This is a genomic window from Stenotrophomonas sp. Steno-C18 (assembly GCF_056393195.1).
Window position 1 is genome coordinate 261,072 of sequence record NZ_JBWJOX010000004.1, and the last position, 21,894, is coordinate 282,965.

Annotated in this window: 20 protein-coding genes; 1 reads left to right on the forward strand and 19 read right to left on the reverse strand. The window is 68.4% G+C overall.

All coding sequences use genetic code 11. The features are described from left to right. The 19 genes from AC06FE_RS10600 to AC06FE_RS10690 form a co-directional block, all read right to left on the reverse strand. On the reverse strand, positions 1 to 1,908 hold the full coding sequence (locus tag AC06FE_RS10600) for a DUF885 domain-containing protein (RefSeq protein WP_478073011.1): 1,908 nt from the start codon (positions 1,906 to 1,908) through the stop codon (positions 1 to 3). Between the two features lie 230 nt (positions 1,909 to 2,138). After that, complete coding sequence (locus tag AC06FE_RS10605; protein ID WP_132864448.1) at positions 2,139 to 2,816, reverse strand: DUF502 domain-containing protein; 678 nt, start codon at positions 2,814 to 2,816, stop codon at positions 2,139 to 2,141. 102 nt (positions 2,817 to 2,918) lie between these two features. After that, positions 2,919 to 3,380, reverse strand: a complete 462-nt coding sequence (locus AC06FE_RS10610; RefSeq protein WP_478073012.1) for a DUF4442 domain-containing protein — start codon at positions 3,378 to 3,380, stop codon at positions 2,919 to 2,921. A 66-nt stretch (positions 3,381 to 3,446) separates the two neighbouring features. Further along, a complete protein-coding gene (locus AC06FE_RS10615; protein WP_313255632.1) occupies positions 3,447 to 5,075 on the reverse strand; it encodes a CHASE2 domain-containing protein in 1,629 nt (542 codons plus the stop codon). Then, a complete protein-coding gene (locus AC06FE_RS10620) occupies positions 5,072 to 6,733 on the reverse strand; it encodes a FecR family protein (protein WP_478073013.1) in 1,662 nt (553 codons plus the stop codon). Before AC06FE_RS10620 ends, AC06FE_RS10615 begins: the two co-directional genes overlap by 4 nt. 161 nt (positions 6,734 to 6,894) lie before the next feature. Continuing rightward, complete coding sequence (gene trxA, locus AC06FE_RS10625; RefSeq protein WP_313255635.1) at positions 6,895 to 7,752, reverse strand: thioredoxin; 858 nt, start codon at positions 7,750 to 7,752, stop codon at positions 6,895 to 6,897. 120 nt (positions 7,753 to 7,872) lie between these two features. Beyond that, entirely contained in the window at positions 7,873 to 8,604 is a 732-nt protein-coding gene (locus tag AC06FE_RS10630) for a DUF2968 domain-containing protein (RefSeq protein ID WP_132864444.1), read from the reverse strand. Positions 8,605 to 8,737: 133 nt separating this feature from the next. After that, complete coding sequence (locus tag AC06FE_RS10635; RefSeq protein ID WP_192286262.1) at positions 8,738 to 10,870, reverse strand: TadG family pilus assembly protein; 2,133 nt, start codon at positions 10,868 to 10,870, stop codon at positions 8,738 to 8,740. A gap of 8 nt (positions 10,871 to 10,878) precedes the next feature. Further along, the gene (locus tag AC06FE_RS10640; RefSeq protein ID WP_478073014.1) at positions 10,879 to 11,268 is read right to left on the reverse strand and encodes a DUF3613 domain-containing protein; all 390 of its coding nucleotides are present in this window, start codon (positions 11,266 to 11,268) and stop codon (positions 10,879 to 10,881) included. Next, entirely contained in the window at positions 11,265 to 12,125 is an 861-nt protein-coding gene (locus AC06FE_RS10645; RefSeq protein WP_478073015.1) for a tetratricopeptide repeat protein, read from the reverse strand. The genes AC06FE_RS10640 and AC06FE_RS10645 overlap by 4 nt, the downstream gene beginning before the upstream one ends. Beyond that, the gene (locus AC06FE_RS10650; RefSeq protein WP_478073016.1) at positions 12,125 to 13,057 is read right to left on the reverse strand and encodes a type II secretion system F family protein; all 933 of its coding nucleotides are present in this window, start codon (positions 13,055 to 13,057) and stop codon (positions 12,125 to 12,127) included. The genes AC06FE_RS10645 and AC06FE_RS10650 overlap by 1 nt, the downstream gene beginning before the upstream one ends. Positions 13,058 to 13,094: 37 nt before the next feature. Then, positions 13,095 to 14,009: a type II secretion system F family protein gene (locus AC06FE_RS10655; RefSeq protein ID WP_313256147.1), complete on the reverse strand. Its 915-nt coding sequence runs from the start codon at positions 14,007 to 14,009 to the stop codon at positions 13,095 to 13,097. Next, positions 14,006 to 15,358 carry a TadA family conjugal transfer-associated ATPase gene (locus tag AC06FE_RS10660; RefSeq protein ID WP_132864438.1) on the reverse strand — a complete coding sequence of 451 codons (1,353 nt, stop codon included), beginning with the start codon at positions 15,356 to 15,358 and terminating at the stop codon, positions 14,006 to 14,008. The genes AC06FE_RS10655 and AC06FE_RS10660 overlap by 4 nt, the downstream gene beginning before the upstream one ends. 2 nt (positions 15,359 to 15,360) lie before the next feature. Next, positions 15,361 to 16,632: a CpaE/TadZ family protein gene (locus AC06FE_RS10665; protein ID WP_478073017.1), complete on the reverse strand. Its 1,272-nt coding sequence runs from the start codon at positions 16,630 to 16,632 to the stop codon at positions 15,361 to 15,363. A 10-nt stretch (positions 16,633 to 16,642) separates the two neighbouring features. Continuing rightward, positions 16,643 to 17,932 (reverse strand): type II and III secretion system protein family protein, encoded by a 1,290-nt coding sequence (locus AC06FE_RS10670; protein WP_192287253.1) that lies wholly within the window; start codon positions 17,930 to 17,932, stop codon positions 16,643 to 16,645. Between the two features lie 47 nt (positions 17,933 to 17,979). After that, positions 17,980 to 19,032, reverse strand: a complete 1,053-nt coding sequence (gene cpaB / locus AC06FE_RS10675) for a Flp pilus assembly protein CpaB (protein WP_313256152.1) — start codon at positions 19,030 to 19,032, stop codon at positions 17,980 to 17,982. Positions 19,033 to 19,057: 25 nt separating this feature from the next. Continuing rightward, on the reverse strand, positions 19,058 to 19,540 hold the full coding sequence (locus tag AC06FE_RS10680; protein ID WP_192286256.1) for a TadE/TadG family type IV pilus assembly protein: 483 nt from the start codon (positions 19,538 to 19,540) through the stop codon (positions 19,058 to 19,060). Further along, positions 19,533 to 20,063, reverse strand: a complete 531-nt coding sequence (locus AC06FE_RS10685) for an A24 family peptidase (RefSeq protein WP_446541129.1) — start codon at positions 20,061 to 20,063, stop codon at positions 19,533 to 19,535. Before AC06FE_RS10685 ends, AC06FE_RS10680 begins: the two co-directional genes overlap by 8 nt. A gap of 19 nt (positions 20,064 to 20,082) precedes the next feature. After that, positions 20,083 to 20,253, reverse strand: a complete 171-nt coding sequence (locus tag AC06FE_RS10690) for a Flp family type IVb pilin (RefSeq protein ID WP_132864433.1) — start codon at positions 20,251 to 20,253, stop codon at positions 20,083 to 20,085. A gap of 517 nt (positions 20,254 to 20,770) precedes the next feature. On the opposite strand from AC06FE_RS10690, the gene AC06FE_RS10695 reads away from it, so the two are divergent. After that, entirely contained in the window at positions 20,771 to 21,694 is a 924-nt protein-coding gene (locus tag AC06FE_RS10695; RefSeq protein ID WP_225591575.1) for an AraC family transcriptional regulator, read from the forward strand. Positions 21,695 to 21,894: the final 200 nt, after the last annotated feature.

Consider the following 21,894-nt stretch of genomic DNA (forward strand, 5'->3'; position numbering starts at 1 on the left):
TCAGGCTTTCTTGCTGGCGATCCAGCGATCGATCTTGGCTTCGAGGATATCCAGTGGCATCGAGCCGTCCTTGAGGATCTCCTGGTGGAACTCGCGCGGGTCGAAACGCTGCCCGAGCTCGGACTGCGCCTTCTCGCGCAGCAGCCGGATCTTGATCTCGCCGACCCGGTAGGCCAGCGTCTGCCCCGGCAGGGCCATGAAACGCTCCACTTCCGCGGCGGCATCGGCCGCGGAGATGTCGGCGTTGTCGACCATGTAGGTGACGGCCTGCTGGCGGGTCCAGCCGGCGGCGTTCAGGCCGGTGTCGGCGACCAGACGCACGGTGCGCAGCAAGGTGGTCTGCAGGTAACCGAGGTGATCGTAGGGGTCGTTGTACAGGCCCATCTCCTCGCCCAGCGACTCGGCGTACAGGCCCCAGCCTTCGACGAAGGCCACGTCGCCGCCGTGCCGGCGGAAGCGCGGCAGGCCGGCCAGCTCCTGCTGGGCGCCCAGCTGGAAGTGATGGCCCGGCATGCCTTCGTGCAGGTACTGCATGGTCACCGACCAGCGTTTGCGCGAGGGCAGGTCGTTGGTGTTGACGTAGAGCACGCCCGGTTGCTGGCCGTCGCCGCTGCCCGGCTGGTAGCTGGCGGGGCTGGCGGTGAGCGCGCGTTCGGCCTCCACCGGCTTGATTTCCAGCGCGGCCTTGGGGCGCTGGTTGAACAGCGCCGGCAATGCGGCATCCACGCGCTGGCCGACCTCGCGGTAACGCGCCAGCAGCGCATCCGGGTCGCGGAACATGAACTGCCGGTCGCTGCGCATGTTGTTGAAGACCTTCTGCACCGAGCCGCGGATCCTGGCCTCCTTCATCTGGGTGGCGATGCGCGCCTGCAGGTCCTGCACTTCCTTCAGCCCCAGCGAATGAATCTCGGCCGGCGTGCGCGCCGGCGTGGTGGAGCTGGAGACGTTGTATGCGTACCAGGCCTGGCCGTTGGGCAGGCCGCCCATGCCGTCGGTGGTGCGCGTGGCCGGCATGTACTCGGTGGCGATGAAGCCGCGCAGTGCGCGGTAGGCCGGCATGATGCGGTACTCGATCATGCGCTTGTACTCGGCGCTCAGGCGCGCCTTGTCCTCGGCCGGGAAGCTGTCGGGCATGTTGCGGATCGGCCCCCAGAAGATGCTCTCCTCGGCAGTGGGTTTGATCACCGCGTCCAGCTGCGGCAGCACCTTCTCCATCAACGCGCGGGGCTGCACGACGCCAGCGGCCTTGCCCTCGCGCATGTTGACGATGGCCTGGTCGAACAACGGCTGGATGCCCAGCGAGCGCTTGGACCAGTTCTCGTAGTCCTTGACCGTGTTGAACGGCTGCGCGCCGGCACCGGAGCCGAGCACGGCGATGATGCTGGAGAGGTTGTAGTACTGGTTGATCGGCAGCATCCAGGTCGGGTACTGCTCACCGGCCAGCGACACCTGCGCATCGCGCACGAAGATTTCGTAGCTGAGCAGGTCCTGGCCCTGCAGGCCTTCGGCGCCGAGCTTCTCGACCTTGCCCAGCCATTCGACCATGAACTCGTGGGATTGCTGGCGCGAAGCGGCCGACAGGAAGTTGGGCAGCTGGTCGTTGAAGCGCGCATCGCCCTGGAACGTGGCCTGCAGCGGATTGAGCCGCATCGAGGCATCCCAGTATTCATCGTAGATGCGGTTGAGCTGGGTGGCCTTGTCCTGGCGGATCGGCAGCGGTGCGGGCGTGGCACGACGCGGTGCGGGACGGGCGGGGGCCGTACGCGGCTTGGCCTTGGTCGCGCCACGGCTCTGCGTGGCAGCGGGACGCTGGCTCCTTTTCCTGTCCGCTTCGGCCGGTGCCGCAGCGGACAGGGTCATGATCGAGGCAATGGCAAGCGCCAGGAGGCGCAGCGGGCTGGAGGACATCGGGTATTCCGAAAAACACACAAGTCCGGGAGATTGCCCGATAACGACGGCCACGACCAGCCGCGTGGCGCTTGAATGCGGGACGTCGTGATGCAGCCGGTTATGAAGCCGTTAAATGCGGCCGATGCGGCAGTGCAGGACGCTGCGGCGATCATCCGGGCGGGCACCGCGACGCCAGCGTCGTGCTGGGGTGATTGCCACGCCGGTGAGGAGACGTGGCTGTGCCGCGCTCAACGTTCGCCGGCGCGGGTGAACGGAACGGTCTCCGGCGCCACCGCGCCACCGGAGATGATGAAACTCATCGCCTGGTCGACGGTCCAGTCGGTAGGGGTCAGCAATTCCACCGGCACGATTTCCAGGTAGCCGGAGGTCGGGTTGGGCGTGGTTGGCACGTAGACGGCCGCCAGCTCGCGGCCGGTGCCGTGCTCGCGGATCACACGCGTCACCAGACCCACCGACTTCATGTCACGGTGAGGAAAGTCGATCAACACCACGCGCTGGGTGCTGCCCGGCTGGGTCTGCAGGATGTCCAGCAGCTTCTTGGCGCTGTCGTAGATGACGCTGGCCAACGGAATGCGGCGGATCACCGCACCGAACCAGCGCAGCAGCTGTTGGCCGACAACGCGCCGGCTGAGCAGGCCCACCGCCAGGATCACCAGCATCGTCGCCAGCAGGGCGATGATGTCCTGCATCCAGACCGCCTTGACCCAGCCAAGGTAGTGCGGGAACGAGGCGGCGATGCGCTCGGACAGCGGGATGACCAGCGGGCTGCTGATGCCCGAAAGCAGGACGAAAACGAACTTGACGACCACCCAGGTCAACCAGATCGGCAACAGCGTGAGCAGGCCGGTCAGGAACAGACGTTGCAGGGAGGGACGGGAGGCGGGGGCGGGGACTTCGGGCGACATCGGCGAATTGTAGCGGTACCCACGGGGTACCGATGCCGTTGGTGACCGGCGAAACCACCGCAGCCGGGGAACGCTGTGTTGAGGCAGGCGGGTGCCGGCGGTTCACGCCGTGGCGCGTGCCTCGGGCTTGAGCCGCACGTAGACCTGCTTGCGTACGCGCGCGACTACCTCGCCCTGTTCATCGAGGAGGTCGTTCTCGAACCAGTGCAGGTACTTGCCGCCGTCCGCGGTGGCCGCGCGCACCTCGTCCAGGGTGGCATCGTCCAGGCGGAACTCGGTCCAGACCACGCCGCGGCCCGGCTTGATGAAGTCGATGCTGCCGCTCTTGTCCCACACGAAGTAACGGCCGCCCAGGTTCTGCAGCAGGCACAGCATCCAGAACGGGTCGGTCATGGCGAACAGGCTGCCACCGAAATGGGTGCGCACGTAGTTGACGTTCCACGGCCGCTGGCGCAGCTCGACCCGCACATGGCGGTAGTCGGCGCTGATGGCGGTGGCGTGGATGCCGGCGAACAGGAACGGCGGCCACAGGTTGATGCCATGGCGGAACAGGCTGGCTTTCATCGCGGAACAGCGGCGGGCAGGGGCCTGGAGTCTAGCATTCGCCGGCGTATGGTGCCGGCGCCGTGGTCACGGCGTGGCGGCGTGGTAGCCGTCGCGACCGGCTTCCTTGGCCGTGTACAGGGCGGCGTCGGCAGCCTGGTACAGCGCCGAGGCGGTGTCGTGGATGCCGGGCACCACGCTGTAGATGCCGACCGTGACGCTGGTGTGGGCGGTCCTGCCCTTGCCGATCGGCAGCGACATGTGCCGTACCGTGGTGATCAGTTGCTGCACCAGCGCGAGCGCGCCTTCCTGCGGGGTGTCGGGGAGGATCAGGGCGAACTCGTCGCCACCGAAACGGGCAGCCACGTCGCGTGGACGCCGGGCGATGTCGCCGATGGCCTGGGCAACCTGGCGCAGCATCTGGTCGCCCAGGTGGTGGCCGTGGGTGTCGTTGTAGGCCTTGAAGTGGTCCACGTCGATCAGCATCAGCGTCAGCGGCTTGCCACTGCGGCGCGCGGCATCGGTCTCCAGGCGCAGGATGCCCTCGAAGCGCATGCGGTTGGCCAGGCCGGTGAGCGGGTCGTGGTTGGCCTGGCGGCGCCAGTAGCGTGCCTGCCACAGCCCCCAGGCCAGCAGCAGCACGAGGCCGGCGCTGAGCGCGCAGACCGGCGCGTACCAGACGTGGAAGCCGCGCAGCAGCACGAGGCTGGACAGCAGCGGCAACGGCAGCAGCAGGCAGGCGATCAGCCAGCGCCGTGAGGTGGGCGCGGTGACGGCCAGGGTCGTGAGCAGCACCAATGCCACGCTGGCCAGCATCTGCTGCAGCGGTGACAGCGGCACGATCGCCCGGTCGGTGAGCAGCATGGAGGCAACGTTGGCCTGGTACTCGCTGCCGCTCATCCATGCCTCGCGCGAGGTCGGGGTGAGCAGGCGCGGCGCCATGCCGCTGGCGGTCATGCCGACGATGACCAGGCGGTCATGCAGCAGGCTGGCGGGGACGCGTCCTTCGAGCACGTCGATGTAGGACACCTGCGGGAAGCTGCCCGGCGGGCCGGCGTAGTGCACGCGGACGTAGTTGTCGCGCCGCCATTGGTACGGGCTGGCCTCCCCGTTCGCCGGGCCACGCAGGCCCGGCAACGGCGGTGGGCTCCCGGCCAGCGCGACGCCGAGCGCCGGCCAGTGCGGGGAGTCCATGCCGGCCTTGAGGTAGATGCCGCGGGCCACGCCGTCGCCGTCGATCTCGATGTCGGTATGCGCCAGCGCCGCGGCAACGCTGGCGATCTGCGGCACCGGCAGCAGTTCCTCCGGCACCGCCTCGTCGCTGCCGGCCGAGGCCAGCACCGGCAGGATCACGTTGCCGCTGCGCGCGATCGCCGCGGCCAGCTGCGCATCCTGGCGGCTGTCCTTGCGGTCGGGTTCGGGGAACATCAGGTCCAGTGCAATGCGCCGGACGCCTGCGTCCTGCAGGCGGTCGATCAGCTGTGCATGGGTGCTGCGCGGCCACGGCCATTGGCCGAGCTGCTGCAGGCTGCGGTCATCGATGGCGACGATGGCCAGGCGCGGGTCGGCGGGGTAGTCCCATTGGCCGACGAGGTTGTCGTAGATGCTTTCGTCCGGCTGCCAGAACAGGCGGAAGTGGCAGGAAAGGCCGGTCAGCGCGCCGAGCGTGACGGCGAGCAGCAGGCGTTGGTGCCACGGCAGCCGCAATGGCCTCATAAAGCCAGCAGCAACAGCAGGGCACCCGCGCCGGCGCCATAGCAGAGCGGGCAGGGCAGCTTGACCTGCTGAGGGGCCGAGAACGGACCGGCATAGCCGTCCCCGGCGATGGTCTGCACGCGGACGTACAGGGTACCGCCGCGCAGCGGTCGCTTGAGCGAGGCCTCGGGTGCGTCCACCTCGGCATCGAGCAGCAGGCGTTCGAAGTCGGCGTTGCGGCTCACCTGCACGCGGTAGCGGCTGGCTTCGGCGGCGGCCTGCCAGCGCAGGGTGAGCTGGCGACCTTCCGGCGCCGGCTGCAGTTGCGGATCGACCGGCGCGTCACTGAGCGACAGTGGCAGCGCCTGGCCGAAGCGGCCACGCGTGCCCTGGGCATCGACGGAGGCGACGCGCCAGAAATAGTCACCGGCGGGCAGGGAATCGGCGGTGCGCAGATGGGTGCTCCGGGTCGTCTGTTCCACCAATGGTTGCAGGAACAGGGGCTCGCTGGCGACCTGGACCACGCTGCCATCGGCCTGCGCCACCTGCGCCCACTCGAACCGCGGGCGCAGCTGGTGCAGTGTCTGCCCGTGCTGCGGCGACAGTGTCAGTGGCGGCTCGGGGCCATCGGGGAGCAGGAAGTCGCGGCTGCCGTCCAGGCCCTCGACGCCATCGGCATCGACGGCCCGGACCAGCAGGCGCAATGCGCCCGCCGGCAGGGCGTCGATCACCACCCGGGTGTCGGCCAGATCACGGGCGAACAGCAGCACGTCAGGGGCATCGGCGCGCACCACTTCCACGCGATAGCCCGCCGCGCCAGCCACCGGCTGCCAGCCGGCGAGCAGCGGCAGCGCCGCGATGCGGGTACGTGCTTCGTCGAAGGCCGGCGCCGGCAGCAGCGCCTGGCTCGGGCTGGGGGCGAGTTCCGCGCTGCGGCTCAGGGTGGCGTGGCCCGGGTCGACCATCTGCCGGCCACCGCGGTTGTCCACCTGCACGCGGCCTTCGATCACCTCGGTGCTGGCCACGGACTGCCCGCCACCGGCACTGACCCGGAACACCGTGCCGCGCACGCTGCTGGTCGCGGTGGGGGCGGTGATGATGTAGCGCGAGGCCGGCCCGCGCGCCGGGGTCACGCGGTTGCTGCTGCGGCCACGCTGCAGGCGCAGGCGGGTATCCACCATGCCGGTGGCCCCGTAGGTGCTGAGCTGGTCAAGCAGCAGCTGCGAGTTCTCACGCAGCAACAGGTGCGAATCATCGGCAAAGGCCAGCGTCACGCTGGCATCGGCACCGGTGCTGATCTGGCTGCCGATCGGCAGTTGCATGCCCGTGCTCACCGTGCGATGGGTGCTGGACGGGCCACTGACCTGGACCTCACCCCGCACCGCCAGGACGCGTGCCGGCGCCGGCTCCACGCGCAGCCAGGCAATCGGGAACTTGAGGACACGGCCCGGAGGCAGCTGGTACGGGTCACCGACCGTGTTGTGTGCCTGCAATTGGTGCCAGCTGATGCTGGGCTTGAGGTAGCGCCCGCCCAGGTCCCACAGCGTATCGCCGGGACGCACGCGGTAGGTCCAGTCCTGTGCCGCTGCGGCCAGACAGGGCAGGAACAGGGTCATGGCCAGGGCAAGCCGGGGCAGCATGAAGCGGAGGCACGACAGACGCTGTTGAACACGTGTCACGGACGCTGGAATCCTGGGCAAAGGGGAAGCGGTGCCCGGTAATGATGCCGTGCTCCCCCTCTCCCCCTGTTATCGCGGTGAGTGCCGCGAGGCGATCAGGACTTGATCGCCATCACATTGTCCACCAGTTTCCATTTCACGATCCTGAACCTTGGCTGGCTTCAGAACAGCAGCGAGGACATCCTGCGGCGATAACGGCCCACCAGATCCTCGTCCTCAATCACGCGGAAGGCGTCGATCAGGGTCTTCTTCGGCAGGCTGTCGCGGAAGCCGCGGTCGATGCGCAGCATTTCGATGAACTGCTCCAGCGCGGCTTCATCCTCGCCGCCGAGCAGGTGATGCACGCCGAGCTGGTAGCGGGCTTCCAGGTCATTGCCGTCGGCCTGCACGCGCTGGGCCAGTGTGGCCGCCGCGGGTGCATCCTTGAGCGCGTTGCCGAAATCCAGGCGGGCGCGGGCACGCACGGCACGGTCGTCGGTGGACAGGTTGGCGGGCAGGGCGTCGAGCAGCTGGCCGGCTTCCTCGGCGGCACCGGTCTTGAGCAGCGCCAGGGCCAGGTCGAGCTTGAGCTCGGCCTTGTCCGGCTCGGCGACGATGGCCTGGCGCAGTGCGGCCACTTCGGCCTGCGGATCCAGTGGCAGCGCTTCCGGCTCGGCGTCGGTGCTGGCCTCGGCCGGCATCACGCCATGCTGGGTCAGGAACTCACGCAGCTGGCCCTCCGGCATGGCACCGGGGAAGCCGTCGACGATCTGGCCGTCCTTGATCAGGAACACGGTCGGCACCGAGCGGATCTGGAAGGCCGCGGCAATCTGCTGTTCCTTGTCCACGTCGACCTTGGCCAGCTCGAAGGCGCCGTTGTACTCGCCGGCGAGCTTTTCCAGGATCGGGCCGAGCGACTTGCACGGGCCGCACCAGGTCGCCCAGAAATCGACCAGTACCGGCGTCTGCAACGACTTCTGCAGGACGTCGGCTTCGAAGGTCTCGGTGGTGGCTTCGAATACGTGGGGAAGATCGCTCATGGCTGGTTTCATTGCGGACAGGAATCCCCTTCATGGTGGCGGTGGCGGCGCTTCTCAACCGCCGGATGCACGACAGCCCGCCGGGGGCGGGCTGTCGGAAGACCACGAGCCGTGAGGGGCTCAGTGCTGCGTCGGTAGTTCCTGCGCCTGTGCCGGTGCCTGCTGGGCCTGCGCCGGGGCGACGTTGGGCGTGGCCGGCAGGCTCAACTCGGGGTTGACCTGCTGCGCCTGCAGCGCCTTGATCTGCTTGTCCAGCGCTTCGAGCTGGGAGTTGGTGGCGCGCAGGTCCGAGCTCAGCGCCACGGCCTGCTGCTTGCGCTCCTGCAGGGCGTTGCTGACCTGCAGCGACTGCTGGCGCTGCTGCTCGGCTTCCTGCTGCAGGCCACGCAGGCGACGCTCGTTCAGGGTCACCAGCTTCTCGCTGTAGGCCTTGCCGGCCTGCAGGCGGATGGTGTCCAGGTAGACCTGCGCCAGCTGCCGTGTCTGGTCGGCGAAGGTGACATACAGCGACTCGGCGTTGTCGGAGGCCTCGGTGCGGATCACGCGCCAGAATTCCTTTTCATGGAACAGGGCGACGTAGTAGTTCAACGAGTCGGCATGGAACAACAGGCTGGCGCCGTAGTTGCCGTTGTAGGTGGTGCGCAGTTCGGTCAACTCGTGGTTGGCCATCAGCCGCTGCAGCTCGCTGACGGTGTTGCCCACGGTGGTGTCTTCGCTGTTGGCGGGCGCGGCCGGCGGTTCGGCTTCACCGCGCTGCCAGCGCCCGGCCATGGCCTGGGGGGCCGCTACGAGGCAGCTGGCAATCAGCAACGCCCAGCACAACCGGGCAGGCAGTGTCTCGATGCTTGTCATAATTCCTCGTAATTCCCCCGAACTGCGATGGCCGTCGCATTTGTGAATGCGCACGGGATGGCGGCGAGCATAGCACGGCCAAATGCGCCGGAACGCACGTCCTGCAACGGCTGCCGTGGCGTGGCGCAAGCGCTCATTCCACCAGTTGCGTGCGACCGCACTGGATGGATTGCATGTGCACGTCGGTGCGGCCCAACTGCAGGCCGAGCACATCGGACAGCACCGCTGACAACAGCTGGCCGACCGCATTCAACAACGGGCGCAGCACGCCATCGACGACCGGCTTGAGCAGCAGGCACAGCACGCTGCTGCAGCTGCCATTGCCGGTGGCCGGGTTGTAGCTGCCGGTCCCGCTGAGGCCGCCGGGCTTGGTCTGCAGGTACTTGGCCAGCGCGTTCTGCACGCAGCTGTTGTAGGCCAGCAATCCGGCCAGCAGGCCCTTGCACGAGGTGATGCCGAGCACGTCGAGCAGGCCGCCGATGATGCTCGGGTCGCTGACGTTGGTTTCGTAGAGGAACCCCGTCCACACGTTGCCCTCGACCTTCTTCGGCGTGCAGCCGAGCAGCCAGTAGTCGCAGGTCGGGATCTGGGTGTTCCAGTTGCCCAGCGCGGGCAGGTTGGCATTGCCGTCGCGCAGCAGCGCGACGACGGCCTCGGGCTGGTAGAAACCATCCTTCTTGGAGGCTTCCAGGTACTGGCGGGCGATGTCCTGCGCGGCGTCCGAGCTGGTGCCGGAGGGACTGAACAAGGCCTGCACGGTGCCGAGCAGGGCATCGACCAGCCGCGAGACCAGGTCGCCCACGGCCAGGGGATTGGGTGCCACGGTGCCGGTCTGTCCGGCGCTGAGGGTCAGGGACTGCCGCGCGGACAGCGCTTCGAGCGTGATGCGATGGTTGAGCACGGTCTTGCCGAACAGGCTGACCATGTCCTCGTTGCCCAGGCCGGTGCGGCACAGTTCGCGCGTGGAGTCCCACGGCGTGGTCGCCTTGCCGACGCAGACATTGGCCACCGCGCTGGTGACGTCGACGGTGGCGGTGGCCGGCTGTGCATTGCAGTCGATCGCGCTGAGCCGGCCGAAGCCGTCGATCACGTCGATGTAGGTGGGCAGCTTGATGCGCGTGCCCAGCCAGCCCAGCACCGCGCCCAGCGCCGGGATGCGCTGCGAGTCGATGTCCAGGAACAGGCGCACCTGGCTGTTGTAGGCGGTGGTGCCGACCGGGCCGATGCCGATCGAGGCCGGCTCGACGATGCTGGCCTTGGCCTCGACCAGGCCCAGCAGGTTCAACTGCGGGATCGCGACGGCATGGTTGGCGTTGGCGATGGAGATACTGGTGCCGATCAGGTCCAGCGCGCTCAGGTCCACGTCCAGCGCGCCGCTGCTGGCGGCGCTGCCGCCGGTGATGCGCGCGAACAGGCCGTTGCTGGCGGCGTCGGAGCCGAGTTGCACCAGCACGTCGCGCAAGCCGACGCGTGCCAGTTCCTGCTTCAGCGCATTGACGCTGACGCCCAGCACGCCCTGCTGGTTGGCGAGGTTGGCCATGATGTCGAGCAGTTGGCCGACGCTGACCTTGTTGGCGGCCAGCAGGCTTTCCAGTTCCCCGGCATTGATGTCCGCGGCCACGTCCACGCCCAGCGCCTGCAGCAGTCCGCGCGGGGTGATCTTGACGTTGGCCAGCCCCTGGTAGCTGGCGATCTGGGTCTGGTTGAGGTCGATGCCGACCAGCCGCAGCAGGCCCTGCAGCGGTGCGTTGCTGTTGACGTTGAGCAGGCGCGACCCCACGGTGAACGCCGCTTGCGGCGGGGTATGCCAGGCCACGGCGGTGGCGTTGATCTGCGGCATGGACGCCAGCTGGTGGAAGAACGGGATCGCCTGCCGCGACGCGGTCACCCGCACGGCGTTGAGCGGGCGTTCCGGCGTGACCACCACGAAGCGCGCATCGGCCGGCAGTTCGGCGCCCCAATAGCCGCAGCGCACGTCGAGCGTGCCGCCGAAGCCGTTGTCGGTCACTGCGTTGCGGCGCGCGGCGAGGTTGTCGGTGTAGTCGGTGGTGCATTGCTCAAGGCGCTGCGCGCCGGCCAGCGCGGCCAGGTCGGCGGTTTTCTGCACGTCACGCTTGACCCAGTACAGGTAGCCGACCTCGACCAGGCCGAGGATGACGACCAGCCCCAGCAACAGCAGCATCATCATCACGGCCGCACCGCCGCGCGGCGGCGAGGGCGGGGTGCCGGTCCGGGACCGGCGGGGGCGCGCGGGCAGGCGTTTCATGGAACACCTCAGCGGCTGTTACCGCCATTGGAGGAATTCGGCACGGTGGTTTCGAAGTATTCCGGGATCGGGTGATCGAAGCTGGTGAGATAGCGCTGGTAGCTGCGGCTGGCGGCTTCCCCGAGCATCGGCAGCGGCTTGCCGGCGCTGCCGCCATCGGCCTGCAGGCGCAGCAGTGCACGGGTGGCATCGCCGATCTGCGCGCGCGGGGCCGGCGCGTTGTCGTAGGGTGCGGCGGTGGCGATGGGCGGATTGGCCTCGCCGGCCGGTGGCGCGCTCGCCGGCGCGGAAGGGGTGTCGGCCATGCGTTCGATCAGCGGGGCGTGTTGCGCCTGGACCGGCAGCGGCGCGCACAGCACGGCGGCCAGCAACGCGGAGGTGACGAGGAACCGGCTCATTGCGTGATCTCCTGCGGCTTGGCGGTGGTCGGGCTGAAGCGGTCCAGCATCGAACCGGGCGGTTGCGGCCGCAGCACGGCGCCGGTCGGTTGCGGTTGTGCGACCAGCGCGGTGGCGGCGCCACGCGGGGCAGGCGCCTCGCTGGCGGGTTCCGGGCGCATCGGCGGGGTGGCATCGGCCACCGGTGCGCGGCGCAGTGATTGCGACAGGCGGTAGATCTCCAGGCGCGTGGCTTCGGGCAGGTTCGCGCGCTGCATCATGTCCTGCGCGGTGCCGGGCTGGCCGGACAGCAGCGCCCACAGCGCCAGGTTGGAGATGGCGCGCAGATTGCCCGGGGCCAGCTCGGCGGCCTTGGCCAAGGGTGCACGTGCCTGGGCGAAATCGCCGGACTGCAGCAACGCAAAGCCCTGGTCGCCCAGGTAGGTCGCGTTCAAGGGATCCGAGCGCACGGCATTGGCGAACGCCAGGTTGGCGTTGCCGGCGTCATGCTGGTTGGCCGCGATCAGCCCGAGGCCGTGCCATGCCGGGGCGGCCTGTGGTCCCTTGGTCAGGCTGCGGTAGATCGGTTCGGCCGCGGCGGAGTCGCCGGTTTCGCGCAGGGCGTCGGCTTGCAGGATGCGCAGTTCCGGGCTGTCGCCGAAGCTGGCGCGGAAGGCGTCGATGTGCGCGAGCGAAGCGAAGTGGGCGCCCTGTGCCTGCATCTTGCGGATCAGGTCCAGGTACATGCCGCGATCGTCCTGCGGTGACTCCACCAGTGCCGGTTCCACCGGCGGCTGCCTGTAGGCGGCCTGCTTCCCGCCACAGCCGACGAGCAGCAGGGGGAACAGCAGCGCGAGCAAGGGGCGGGGACCGTGCATCACAGCCCCCGCATCGCGCTGGCCAGGGAAATGATGGCCGGCCCGGCCAGCACCAGCATCAGCGCCGGCAGCAGGGTCGCCATCATCACGACGGTCATCTTGACCGAGAGCTTGCCCACCTTTTCCTTCATCTTCATCCTTCGCTGCTCGCGCAGGCGCATGCCGAACTGCTTGAGGGGTTCCTGCACGGCGCCGCCATGCTGGTGCACCTGCAGCACCATCTGCATCAGGCTGCGCAGGTCGTCGTTGTCGAACGATTCGGACAGGCGGCGCAGCGACTGCGCGCGGCTGCGGCCACGCGTGTAGCTGAGGTTGGCGGCCTGCAGTTCCTTGCCCAGTACCGGCACGGCGATGTGCAGCTTGTCGCCGATCATCTGCAGGCTCTGGTCGATGCTGAAGCCCACGCCCTGCAGCAGGCGCAGCAGGTCGATCAGCAGCGGCAACTCCTCATCGACCTTGCGGCGCAGGCGTCCGGCCCAGCTGCGCAGGACCAGCTTGGGCAGCAGGATGCCCAGCGCGAAGCCGACCAGCAGCACGATGAAGGCCTGCGAACCCTGTGGCCGCACCAGCAGCAGGCCCAGCACCGGCAGCAGCAGCGCCAGCAGCAGGCGCAGCGCCAGGAAGCTGGCCGTGCCGGTGGTGTGGTTCCAGCCGACCTGCTCGAGCAGCAGCTTGTCCTCCGGCGCCAGCAACGCCTTCTGGATGCGGCTGCCCTCGAACTGCTGGCCGATGGCCGACAGGTCGGCCAGGCGCTGTCGCCACCAGCCCTGTTTCGGTGCCGCCTCGTCGGCGACGTGGTGGTTGTGGTCCAGCGCGGTCTGCAACGCGGCGGTGGCACGCTGGCTGCGGTGGCCGTGGTACAGCAGGCCGCCCGCCGCCAGCAGCAGGGCCAGCACGACCAGGGTCATGGCGAAGAACAACAGGGTGTTCATGGCCGGCTCCGATGCGGGTGGGGAGCGAGGGAGGCACTCATAGCGACTTGGCCAGGCGGTAGAGCAGGAAGCCGCCACCGAGCTCCAGCAGCAGCGCGGCCACGAGGATCTTCTTGCCCAGCGGGTCATGGAACATGGGCTGGAAGAAGTCCGGGCTCAGCAGGGCCATGAACACCGCCGCGCCGATCGGCAGCAGGCCCAGCACCCAGGCCGACATGCGCGTTTCGGAGGTGGTGGCCTGCAGTTCGCGCTGCACTTCCTCCAGGTCACGCATGAAGTCGCTCATGCGCTGCAGGATCTGGTCGCTGCGGCCGCCGATGCGGATGCTGGTGCCCAGGATGACCGCCAGCATTTCCAGCGGCCGCAGGCGGTAGGCCTGCGCGGCCTGCTGCAGGGCACGGTCCAGATCCATGCCCGCGCGGGTGTAGGCCAGCGCACTGTCGAGGATGGGGCGCAACGGGGGCTCGACGTTCTGGGTGGCGTTCTGGAACGCCATCGACAGGCTGTTGCCGATGCCGGCGATACGCACCATGTTCTCCAGGAAGTCCGGCATCTGCGCGACCAGCCGTTGCTGCATCTTCTCCATTCGCCGGAACAGCCACAGCCCCAGTGCCAGCAGGTACAGCGCGAACACGAACACGCCGAACACCGCCGCGCCCAGGCGCATGCCCGCGCCGAAGGCCAGCACCACGCCGGGCACGAGCAGCAGCACCAGCGTCCGCGGAGACTCGCTCAGGCCGGCGCGGCGCAGCAGGTCGGCCCAGCGACGGGTGGGCGGGCGCGGCGCGCGTGGCGCTTCGTGGCTGCGCGCTGCCTCCGGATGCGAGAGGCGGCTTTCGGCATGTTCGGCGGCGGCACGCTGCTGCACGCGCGTGGCCAGGCCCCACCACAGGCCCATCGCCGCGGCCACCAGCAGCAGTGCGGTGCTGGCCAGCAGCAGCGCCGCGGTCATGACTGGCTCCCGAAGTTGGCCTCGCGCAGTTCCTGCCGGAACGGTTCGAGCTTGTAGCAATGCGGGTGGAAGCCCAGCCCGTGCCAACGGTCGCGTTCGCGGTTGTCCTGGTCGAACCAGGCCTCGTGCTTGAACAGCTCCTGGCTGGTGATGACGGTGTCGCTGACGCCGGTGATCTCGGTGATGGAGAGGATCACGCGACGGCCACTGCCCAGCCGCGAGATCTGCACGATGAAGTCGATGGCGCTGGCGATCTGCCGGCGCAGGCTTTCCTCGCTGCCCTGGAAACCGGCAAAGCCGGCCAGCATCTCCAGCCGGTACAGGCAGTCGCGCGGGGAGTTGGCGTGGATGGTGGCCATCGAGCCGTCATGGCCGGTGTTCATCGCCTGCAGCATCTCCAGCACTTCGGCGCCACGCACTTCACCGACCACGATGCGGTCCGGGCGCATGCGCAGGCTGTTGCGCACCAGATCGCGGATGCTGACCGCGCCGGCGCCGTCGAAGCCGCCCATGCGGCTTTCCAGGCGCACCACGTGCGGGTGGTTCAGGGCCAGCTCGGCGGTGTCCTCGACCGTGATGACGCGCTCGTTGTGCGGGATGAACGTGGCCAGCGCATTGAGCAGCGAGGTCTTGCCGGAGCTGGTGCCACCGGAGATCAGGATGTTGCAGCGGCCGCGCACCATGGCGTTGAGCAGGGCGTACATGGGCTTGTCGAACGCGCCGCGACCGAGCAGTTCGTCCGGCGTGAACGGGTCCTTGCGGAACTTGCGGATGGACACCATCGGCCCATCCACCGCTAGCGGGGAGATGATCGCGTTGAGGCGGCCGCCGTTGGGCAGGCGTGCATCGACCATCGGGTTGGAGTCGTCCAGGCGGCGGCCGAGCGGGGCGATGATGCGGCGCAGGATGCGCAACAGGTGGCGGTCGTCGCTGAAACGCTGGGTGGAGCGCTTGAGCTGGCCACCGCTGGAGACATGCACGTCCTTGTAGCCATTGATCAGGATGTCCTCGATCTCCGGGTCATGCAGCAGGTCATCGAGCGGGCCGAAGCCGGTCAGCTCCTTCTGCAGGGCATTGGCGACGGCTTCCATCTCCTGTGCGTTGACCGGGATCTTCCATTCCTTGACGAAGGCCGCGGTCTGCGCCTGCACGTACTTGCCGACCGTCTCCGGCGACCATGCGTCGATGTCCACGCGCTGGTCCTCGACGTGGTTGAGCAGGTACTCGTGCGCGGCCGACAGCACGCTCTGGAATTGCTCGGTCTGCTCGAACGGCACCTGCGCGGCGGGTTCGGCGGCCAGGGCCGTTGCCGCGATGCGCGGGGAGAGCGGGGTGACTTTGTCTTCCATGCTTATTTACCGAGCAGGCTGGCCAGGCGCGCCAGCGGGGAAGTGGGCATCGGGGCGGCGGGCCCCGCGCGTCGGCGGTCGATGCGTTGCAGCAGGGGAAGCAGCGCCTTGAGGTACGGGTCGCGAGGGGCCGCATCGGTGAGCAGGCGCCCGAGCCCGGCACAGGAGCGCAGCACGCGCGAGCGGTCGGGCAGTGTCGCCAGCAGGGGCAGGTTGAAGCGCTGCGCGATCTGGGTGTCGGCCAGGCCGCCATTGGGGTCGTAGCGGTTGACGACCAGCTGCAGGCGGGCATCGCGCACGCCGCGTTGCTCCAGCTCGCGCATGGTCTGGTCCAGCGATACCAGCGAGCCGATCGCCTGGTCGGTGACCAGCCAGATCTCGCTGGCGTTCTTCAGCAGCGAGGTAGGCATCAGCTGGATCGGCAGTCCGCCGGTATCGCACAGGGTCAGCGGGAACACGCTGCGCAGCCGGTCCAGCAGCGCGGTGGGTTCGTGCTTCTTCAGCAGCGTGCCGCTGGTGGTGCCGAGCAGGGCCAGGCCGCTGGGGTGGTGGGCGAAGGCGCTGGCCGCGAAGGTCGGGTCCATGCGTTCGACGTTGCGCAGGGCTTCCTCGTAGCTGAAGTGGCTCTCGGTGCCGAGGTAGAGGGCTGCATCGGCCGAGGGCTGGCCCAGGTCCAGCAACAGCAGCCATCCCTGCGGCTGGCCGTTGTCCAGCGCGGGCGGGTTTTGCTCGGCCAGGGTGACGCCCAGGTGGGTCGTCAGGGTGCTGGTGCCGACGCCGGCGCGCACGCCCAGCAGCACGATCAGGCGCCCGGTGGGCTGTGGTTCCGGTGGCGCGGCGACGCTGGTGCGGGCCGGTGCCTGGGTGGCGCAGGCGTGGTCGAATACTTCCAGCATCTGCGCGCTGGTGTTGTCGACGTCGATGAAGTCGCGCACCCCGGCGCGCATTGCCGCCAGCAGGTGCGTGGCCTGTTCCGGGCCGGTGGTGCCGATGCCGATCAGCACCGGCAACGAGGCCAGGTGACTCAGCTGGCGGGCGATGTCGGTGGAATAGGAGGCGTTGCCGCCGCAGTAGTCCAGCAGCACCACCGCCGAGGGCGGTGCGGTGTCGAGCAGCTCACGCGGGCTGACGTCTCGGCTGTCGACCCAGCGCAGCTCCACGTGGCCGGACAGCACGGCACCCAGCCGGGCCATGTGCCGGTTGTCCGGCGCATACAGCAACAGCTTGCGTTCGGTATTGCTCTGATTTTGCGGCAACGGCATCACCGAGGACATGAGGAGTGCTTCAGCGTGAGAATCCGGGGAGCTGGTCAGGGCTGGCCGGGTGCAGCAGCCAGGAGCCCCAGACCGGCAGGTTGGGTTGGGCTTCGCGTTCGCCGGGCAGGGCGAACTGGGTGCCGCGCGCCAGCGGGCGTACCAGGCGCGGCGTCACCACGATCACCAGTTCCTTGTCTTCGCGTTTGTAATTGAGGTTGCGGAAGAACGAACCGATGATCGGCAGGTCGCCCAGGAACGGCACCTTGTCCACCATCGAGGACAGCTGGCTGCTGACCAGCCCGCCGATCACGAAGCTCTCGCCGTCACCCAGCTCGATGGTGGTGTCGGCACGGCGGGTGGAGATGGCCGGGATCTGGGTGCCGTCCAGGCTGATACCCCGGCTGTAGTCCAGGTCGCTGGCTTCGGGCGCGACCTTCAGCGCGATGCGATCGGCGGACAGCACGGTCGGGGTAACGGTCAGGCCGATGCCGAACGGCTTGAAGGTGACCGTGGTGGTGCCCAGACCCTGCGGTTCGAGGATCGGCAGCTCGCCACCGGCCAGGAAGCTGGCGCTCTGGCCGGACAGGGCGACCAGCGTGGGTTCGGCCAGCACGCGCGCCATGCCGTTGCTCTGCAGCAGGTCGATGTTGGCGTTCCACGCGCCGGGGATGGAACTGGCCACCAGGTTGAAGGCCGAGGACAACGCGCTGCTGCCACCGCTGCCGGTGGGCGAGCTGATGCCGTAGGTGAAGCCGCCATTGGTGTTCTTGAAGCTGATGCCGACCTGGCGCAGCACGGTCTTGTTGAACTCGACCACCTTCACCTCGACCTGCACCACGCCGGTGCTGGCGATGGTGGCGGCATCGTTGATAGCGCCCTTTTCACCGACCGCCGAGGCCGCCGCCTTGCGGCTGGCCTCGTGTTCGAGCAGCGACGGGGAACTGCCGGACAGCAGCGCCTGGCCGCCCTGCACGGTGACCTGGGTGCCCCCCTCGCCGAGCAGGCCTCCCTGGATGGCATTGCGCACTTCCACGCGGATCCGCGAGGGCACCGGCTGGTTGCGCATCCACAGCAGCAGCGTGGTACTGCCAGGCGACTTGCCGACCAGCAGGGCGTCGTTGTTGCGTCCCAGCCGGGTGATGTCGGCGATGGAGGGGTCGGCGATGGCGATGCGCTCCACGCCGGCCGGCAGGTTCCAGGGGCGTTGCTCGTTGAGCTCCAGCAACACGCTGGAGGCGGCCGGCAGCTGCTGGGCATGCGCCGGCTGCAGGGGCGCCAGCGCCAGCGATGCGACGCTGGACAGGGCCAGGACAGCGATGAGTGATGCGGTGTTGTACGGACGCTGGAGCAAGGCGGATCCCCCGATCAAGGCGAAGACAGGCGGTTGGACGGTGTTGTCCCGCGGATGATTTCGATGCCCGGCCGGGCGGCGGCACGCGGTGCACGGCTGCGCGCCGGTGCGCGGGTGGCGTTGGCGGTGACCGCGGGCCTGGCCGGGCTGTCGCCGGCCAGCGCCTGCAGGTCGATGCCGGCATACGCCTGGTTCTCCGGACGCTCGGCGGCGCTGGCCGTCGCGGCGTCGAGATCGCGGCGCAGGGCCAGTACCGGCGCCGGTGCGACGAAGATCGAGGCATCGGCCAGGGCGGTATCGCCGGGGTTGCGCAGGGCCAGGAACAACTTGCCGCTATGCGCGGCCAGCAGCAGGCGGCCGGCGTCTTCCACCGGTACGGCCAGGATCGCGCTGCGTGCCTGGGTGGCGTTGCTGCCGCTGGAAGAGGAACTGCCGGAGCGCGAGGCGATGGTCTCGGCGCGGCTGCCGGGCTCGGGTGCGGCGCCGTCGCCGCTGCTGGCCGCCGTGGCCGGGTGCGGCTTGCCGACGTCGTCATCGCCGTAGCCCAGCACCCGCAGCCGCGACAGCAGCAAGCGCGCCTGCGGGTTGTCGTTGCGGCCGGCGCCGGCCTCGGACGGTGCCTGCAGGCTCATGAAGACATCCACGTAGTCGCCCGGGGTGATGCGGTTGCTGACGCCGGCCAGTTCGTCGACCGGCACTGATACCGCCCGCTCGCCGGGCTTGATGCCGGCGGCGATGCCCTGCAGCAGTTGCCCGGGCACCAGCATGGCGCCCGCGGCGATGGCCACGGCGGGGATCCGCCCGGTGACGTCACCGACGTTGGCGAAGCCTTCGCCGGCGGGCACCGGCAACTCGGTGGTGGACAGGTCGGCGGCGCTGATGGCCTGGCCGGCGGGCAGGGCACGGGTGGCGACCACCACCGCCCGGCGCGGGATGCCCGGCGCGCTGCTGGCCTGCGTGCCTGCCTCGGCCGGCGGCGGGCGTCGCCCAAGGCCAAAGGCCAGTACAGCCAGGATGCCGGCGAGTACCAGCAGGAGGATGGCCGCAATGCGGATTGCCTTTGGCATCGTTGAAGCTCCGGTTGAGCGTGGGTCAGTTGCCGCCGAGGTCCAGTTGTACGGTTGCGGTGCTGCGCAGGGTCTGGCCCAGGGTCCAGCCCAGCAGCGGGCCGGTGCCGGGCATGAACGGATGGCTGTCGTAGTCGTAGGACGCGGTGACCCGGATGCACTTCACGGTGGCATCGGAGGTGCAGGCGAACGGTTGCGACACGTTGATGGGCGCCGCGCTGGGATTGCTGCATGAAGCGCTGGCGCGGGAGAAGTTCAGCAGCCACTGCATCGAATGCGCGGCGGCCTGGCATGCATTGCTGCGACGTTGTGCGGTATCGCCGTATCGCAGGGCGGCACGTGCGCCTTCGCCGGCGGCCAGCGTCAGTGATTGCTTGGCGGCGAACACCATCACCCCGGTGAAGGTCACCAGCAGCAGCGGCAGCACGCCGAACATCAGCATGAAGGCGAACTCGAGCGTCACCACGCCGCGTTGCCCACGGTGCTTCAGTCGTCCTCGATCAGCCATGGCTGGCTCCTTGCAGTACATAGCCGATCATCGCCAGGCCAAGGTAGGCCGCGTACGGGATGCCACGGCGTCCTTGCCGTGTCGAACGCAGGTCCATCCGCCAATCCCGGATCCAGCCGGTGTTGCCCCAGCCGGCGACCCTGCGCTGCATGCCGGGTGCCGAGCTGGACAGCAGGGGCCACGCGACGACGAGGAGCGCGTGGACACCGGCGGCCAGGCTGGCGATCACCCAGATGGGAAGCAGTGCCTTGGTGCCGAGCAGGAAGCCGATGGTGGCGAAGAGTTTCACGTCGCCGGCGCCCATCCAGCCGATGACATGGAAGGGCAGCAGCACGAGCAGGCCCAGCACGCCGCCGGCCAGGCAGCTTGCCAGCCCCACCGGTGCGGCGTTGTGGCTGAGCTGGAGGGACAGCACCAGGGCCAACGTGACGGCCAGCACGCCATTGGAGACGCGCCGGGCGGCCAGGTCACTGATCGTGACCTGCAACCCCAGCAGCAGTGCCAGCAGCCCGACGGCGGTCATGGTGCGATGCCCTCCCGGCTCAGGTGCCTGCCACCACGTCTTCCAGTCGCGCCAACACGGTGGTGAAGATCGCGGTCAGGCCGTCGCGCGCGAAGAAGATGATGATGCCGGCGATGACGGCGGCCAGCAGGCCATATTCCAGGGCGGTGACACCGTCTTCCTGCTTGAGGAACTTGCGGATAGCGTTCATAGCGTTCTCCCTGATGACCCGGTGTCGGTGTTGCACCGACTGCAGCCGGGCAAAGATGGGCATCGCTGCCCGATGAAGGTCATTGGGATCTGCCTGACACCGACGGGAGTGTCGATGGTCGTGGGGGTGTAAGGAAAACTCCTACGAGCCCCTATTTCCGCTGTTTTCCCCTGTCGGCACGCATGGCATGCCCGGGAGCATCATTGCAATCGCGCATCGCGATGCATGCGCATATTCGGCAAGAACAAAATGTTTTCCATATGTGTGACGTCAATCGCCATTTCACATAAAGCTCTTACGGAGCGTGCCGTTTTTTTTTGTCAGTATCCGCTTCAAGCGCCGCGCAACGCGGATGCTCTGGAAACGCGAATTACGCTTTGTTGCTGGTTTCAGATCGTGCGTGACGGGGTTGCGGCCGGAGGTGCCAGGCCGCAGACGGGGAATCGGACTTCTGGAGCGGATCCCAGAGGGATCCCGCAAAGGCGTGGACATGGATGCGATTGCGGACGGGAACGGATTGAAATCGTTCGACCTGGCGGCGTTGGGCAGCACCCTGCGCGTCTGTCACGTGGAGTTGGTGCTGCTGGACGACCAGCCCCCCACGGCCGCGGTGACCTCGTTCGTGCACGACCAGGCCTTGCTGTGCACCTTCCAGATCGGTGCGCGCGCACGCGGGCGCTTCGTGCTGCCGCTGGATTGGTGCCTGCTCGGCTGCCTGCAGAGCGTCGACGCCGAGGCCAGTTGGTGCCATGGGGTGCCGTTGACCTCCGGCAACATCATCTCGGTCATGCCCGAAGGCGTCACCGAGTTCGCGTTGGGGGCGGGCAGCAAGGTCACCTTCGTGCTGGTGCCGCTCAAGCGCTTCGAGGAGCGTGCCACCGCCGCGCGCCTGGGCGGACTGGGTGAAGGCGGCAACGTGCCGTTGGTCAGCGGGCGCACGCACGTGCCGCTGCAGGCGTACTACGAAGGGCTGCACGAACGCATCTGCGAAGGCGAGATCTCCGGCGACGAGATCGACGCGATGCTCGAGGCGCACGTGCGCGAGATCGTCGCCAACGGTTCGCCCGAACGGGTCTCGTGCAGCCGCAGCCGGCGCGCGCGCTACCTGATCTTCCGCCGTGCCGAGGACATGATGTACGCCAACCTGCGCCGGCACATCTACATGCAGGAGCTGTGCGACGCGGCCGGGGTGAGCGAGCGGGCGCTGCGCTATGCCTTCGAGGAACTGGTCGGCATCTCGCCGGTGCGCTACCTGTCCATGCTGCGCCTGTGCGAAGCCTGCCGCAGCTTGTCCAACGCCGACGCGGGGCGAAAGTCGGTCAAGTCGATCGCGCTCAGCTGCGGGCTGTGGGACCTGTCGCGCTTCGCCGACAACTACCGCCGCGTGTTCGGCGAACTGCCCAGCGAAACACTCATGCGCGGAACTTATTCGAACAGCTGAGCGCACGTTCGTCCGGAATGTGCGGTCCATCAAACTTGGCGGGACGTTGCCGAATAGGTGCATTGCACTGCCGGTAACGCGCAACGCTTTGCCAATTGCCGGCATGGATGTGCCGGATGCGGGTAAGGGACGTTGTGTTTCAGCGCTGTACTGGCCTCACGCAAACGGATCGTCCAAGCCCGGGACGGTTCCTACCAGAG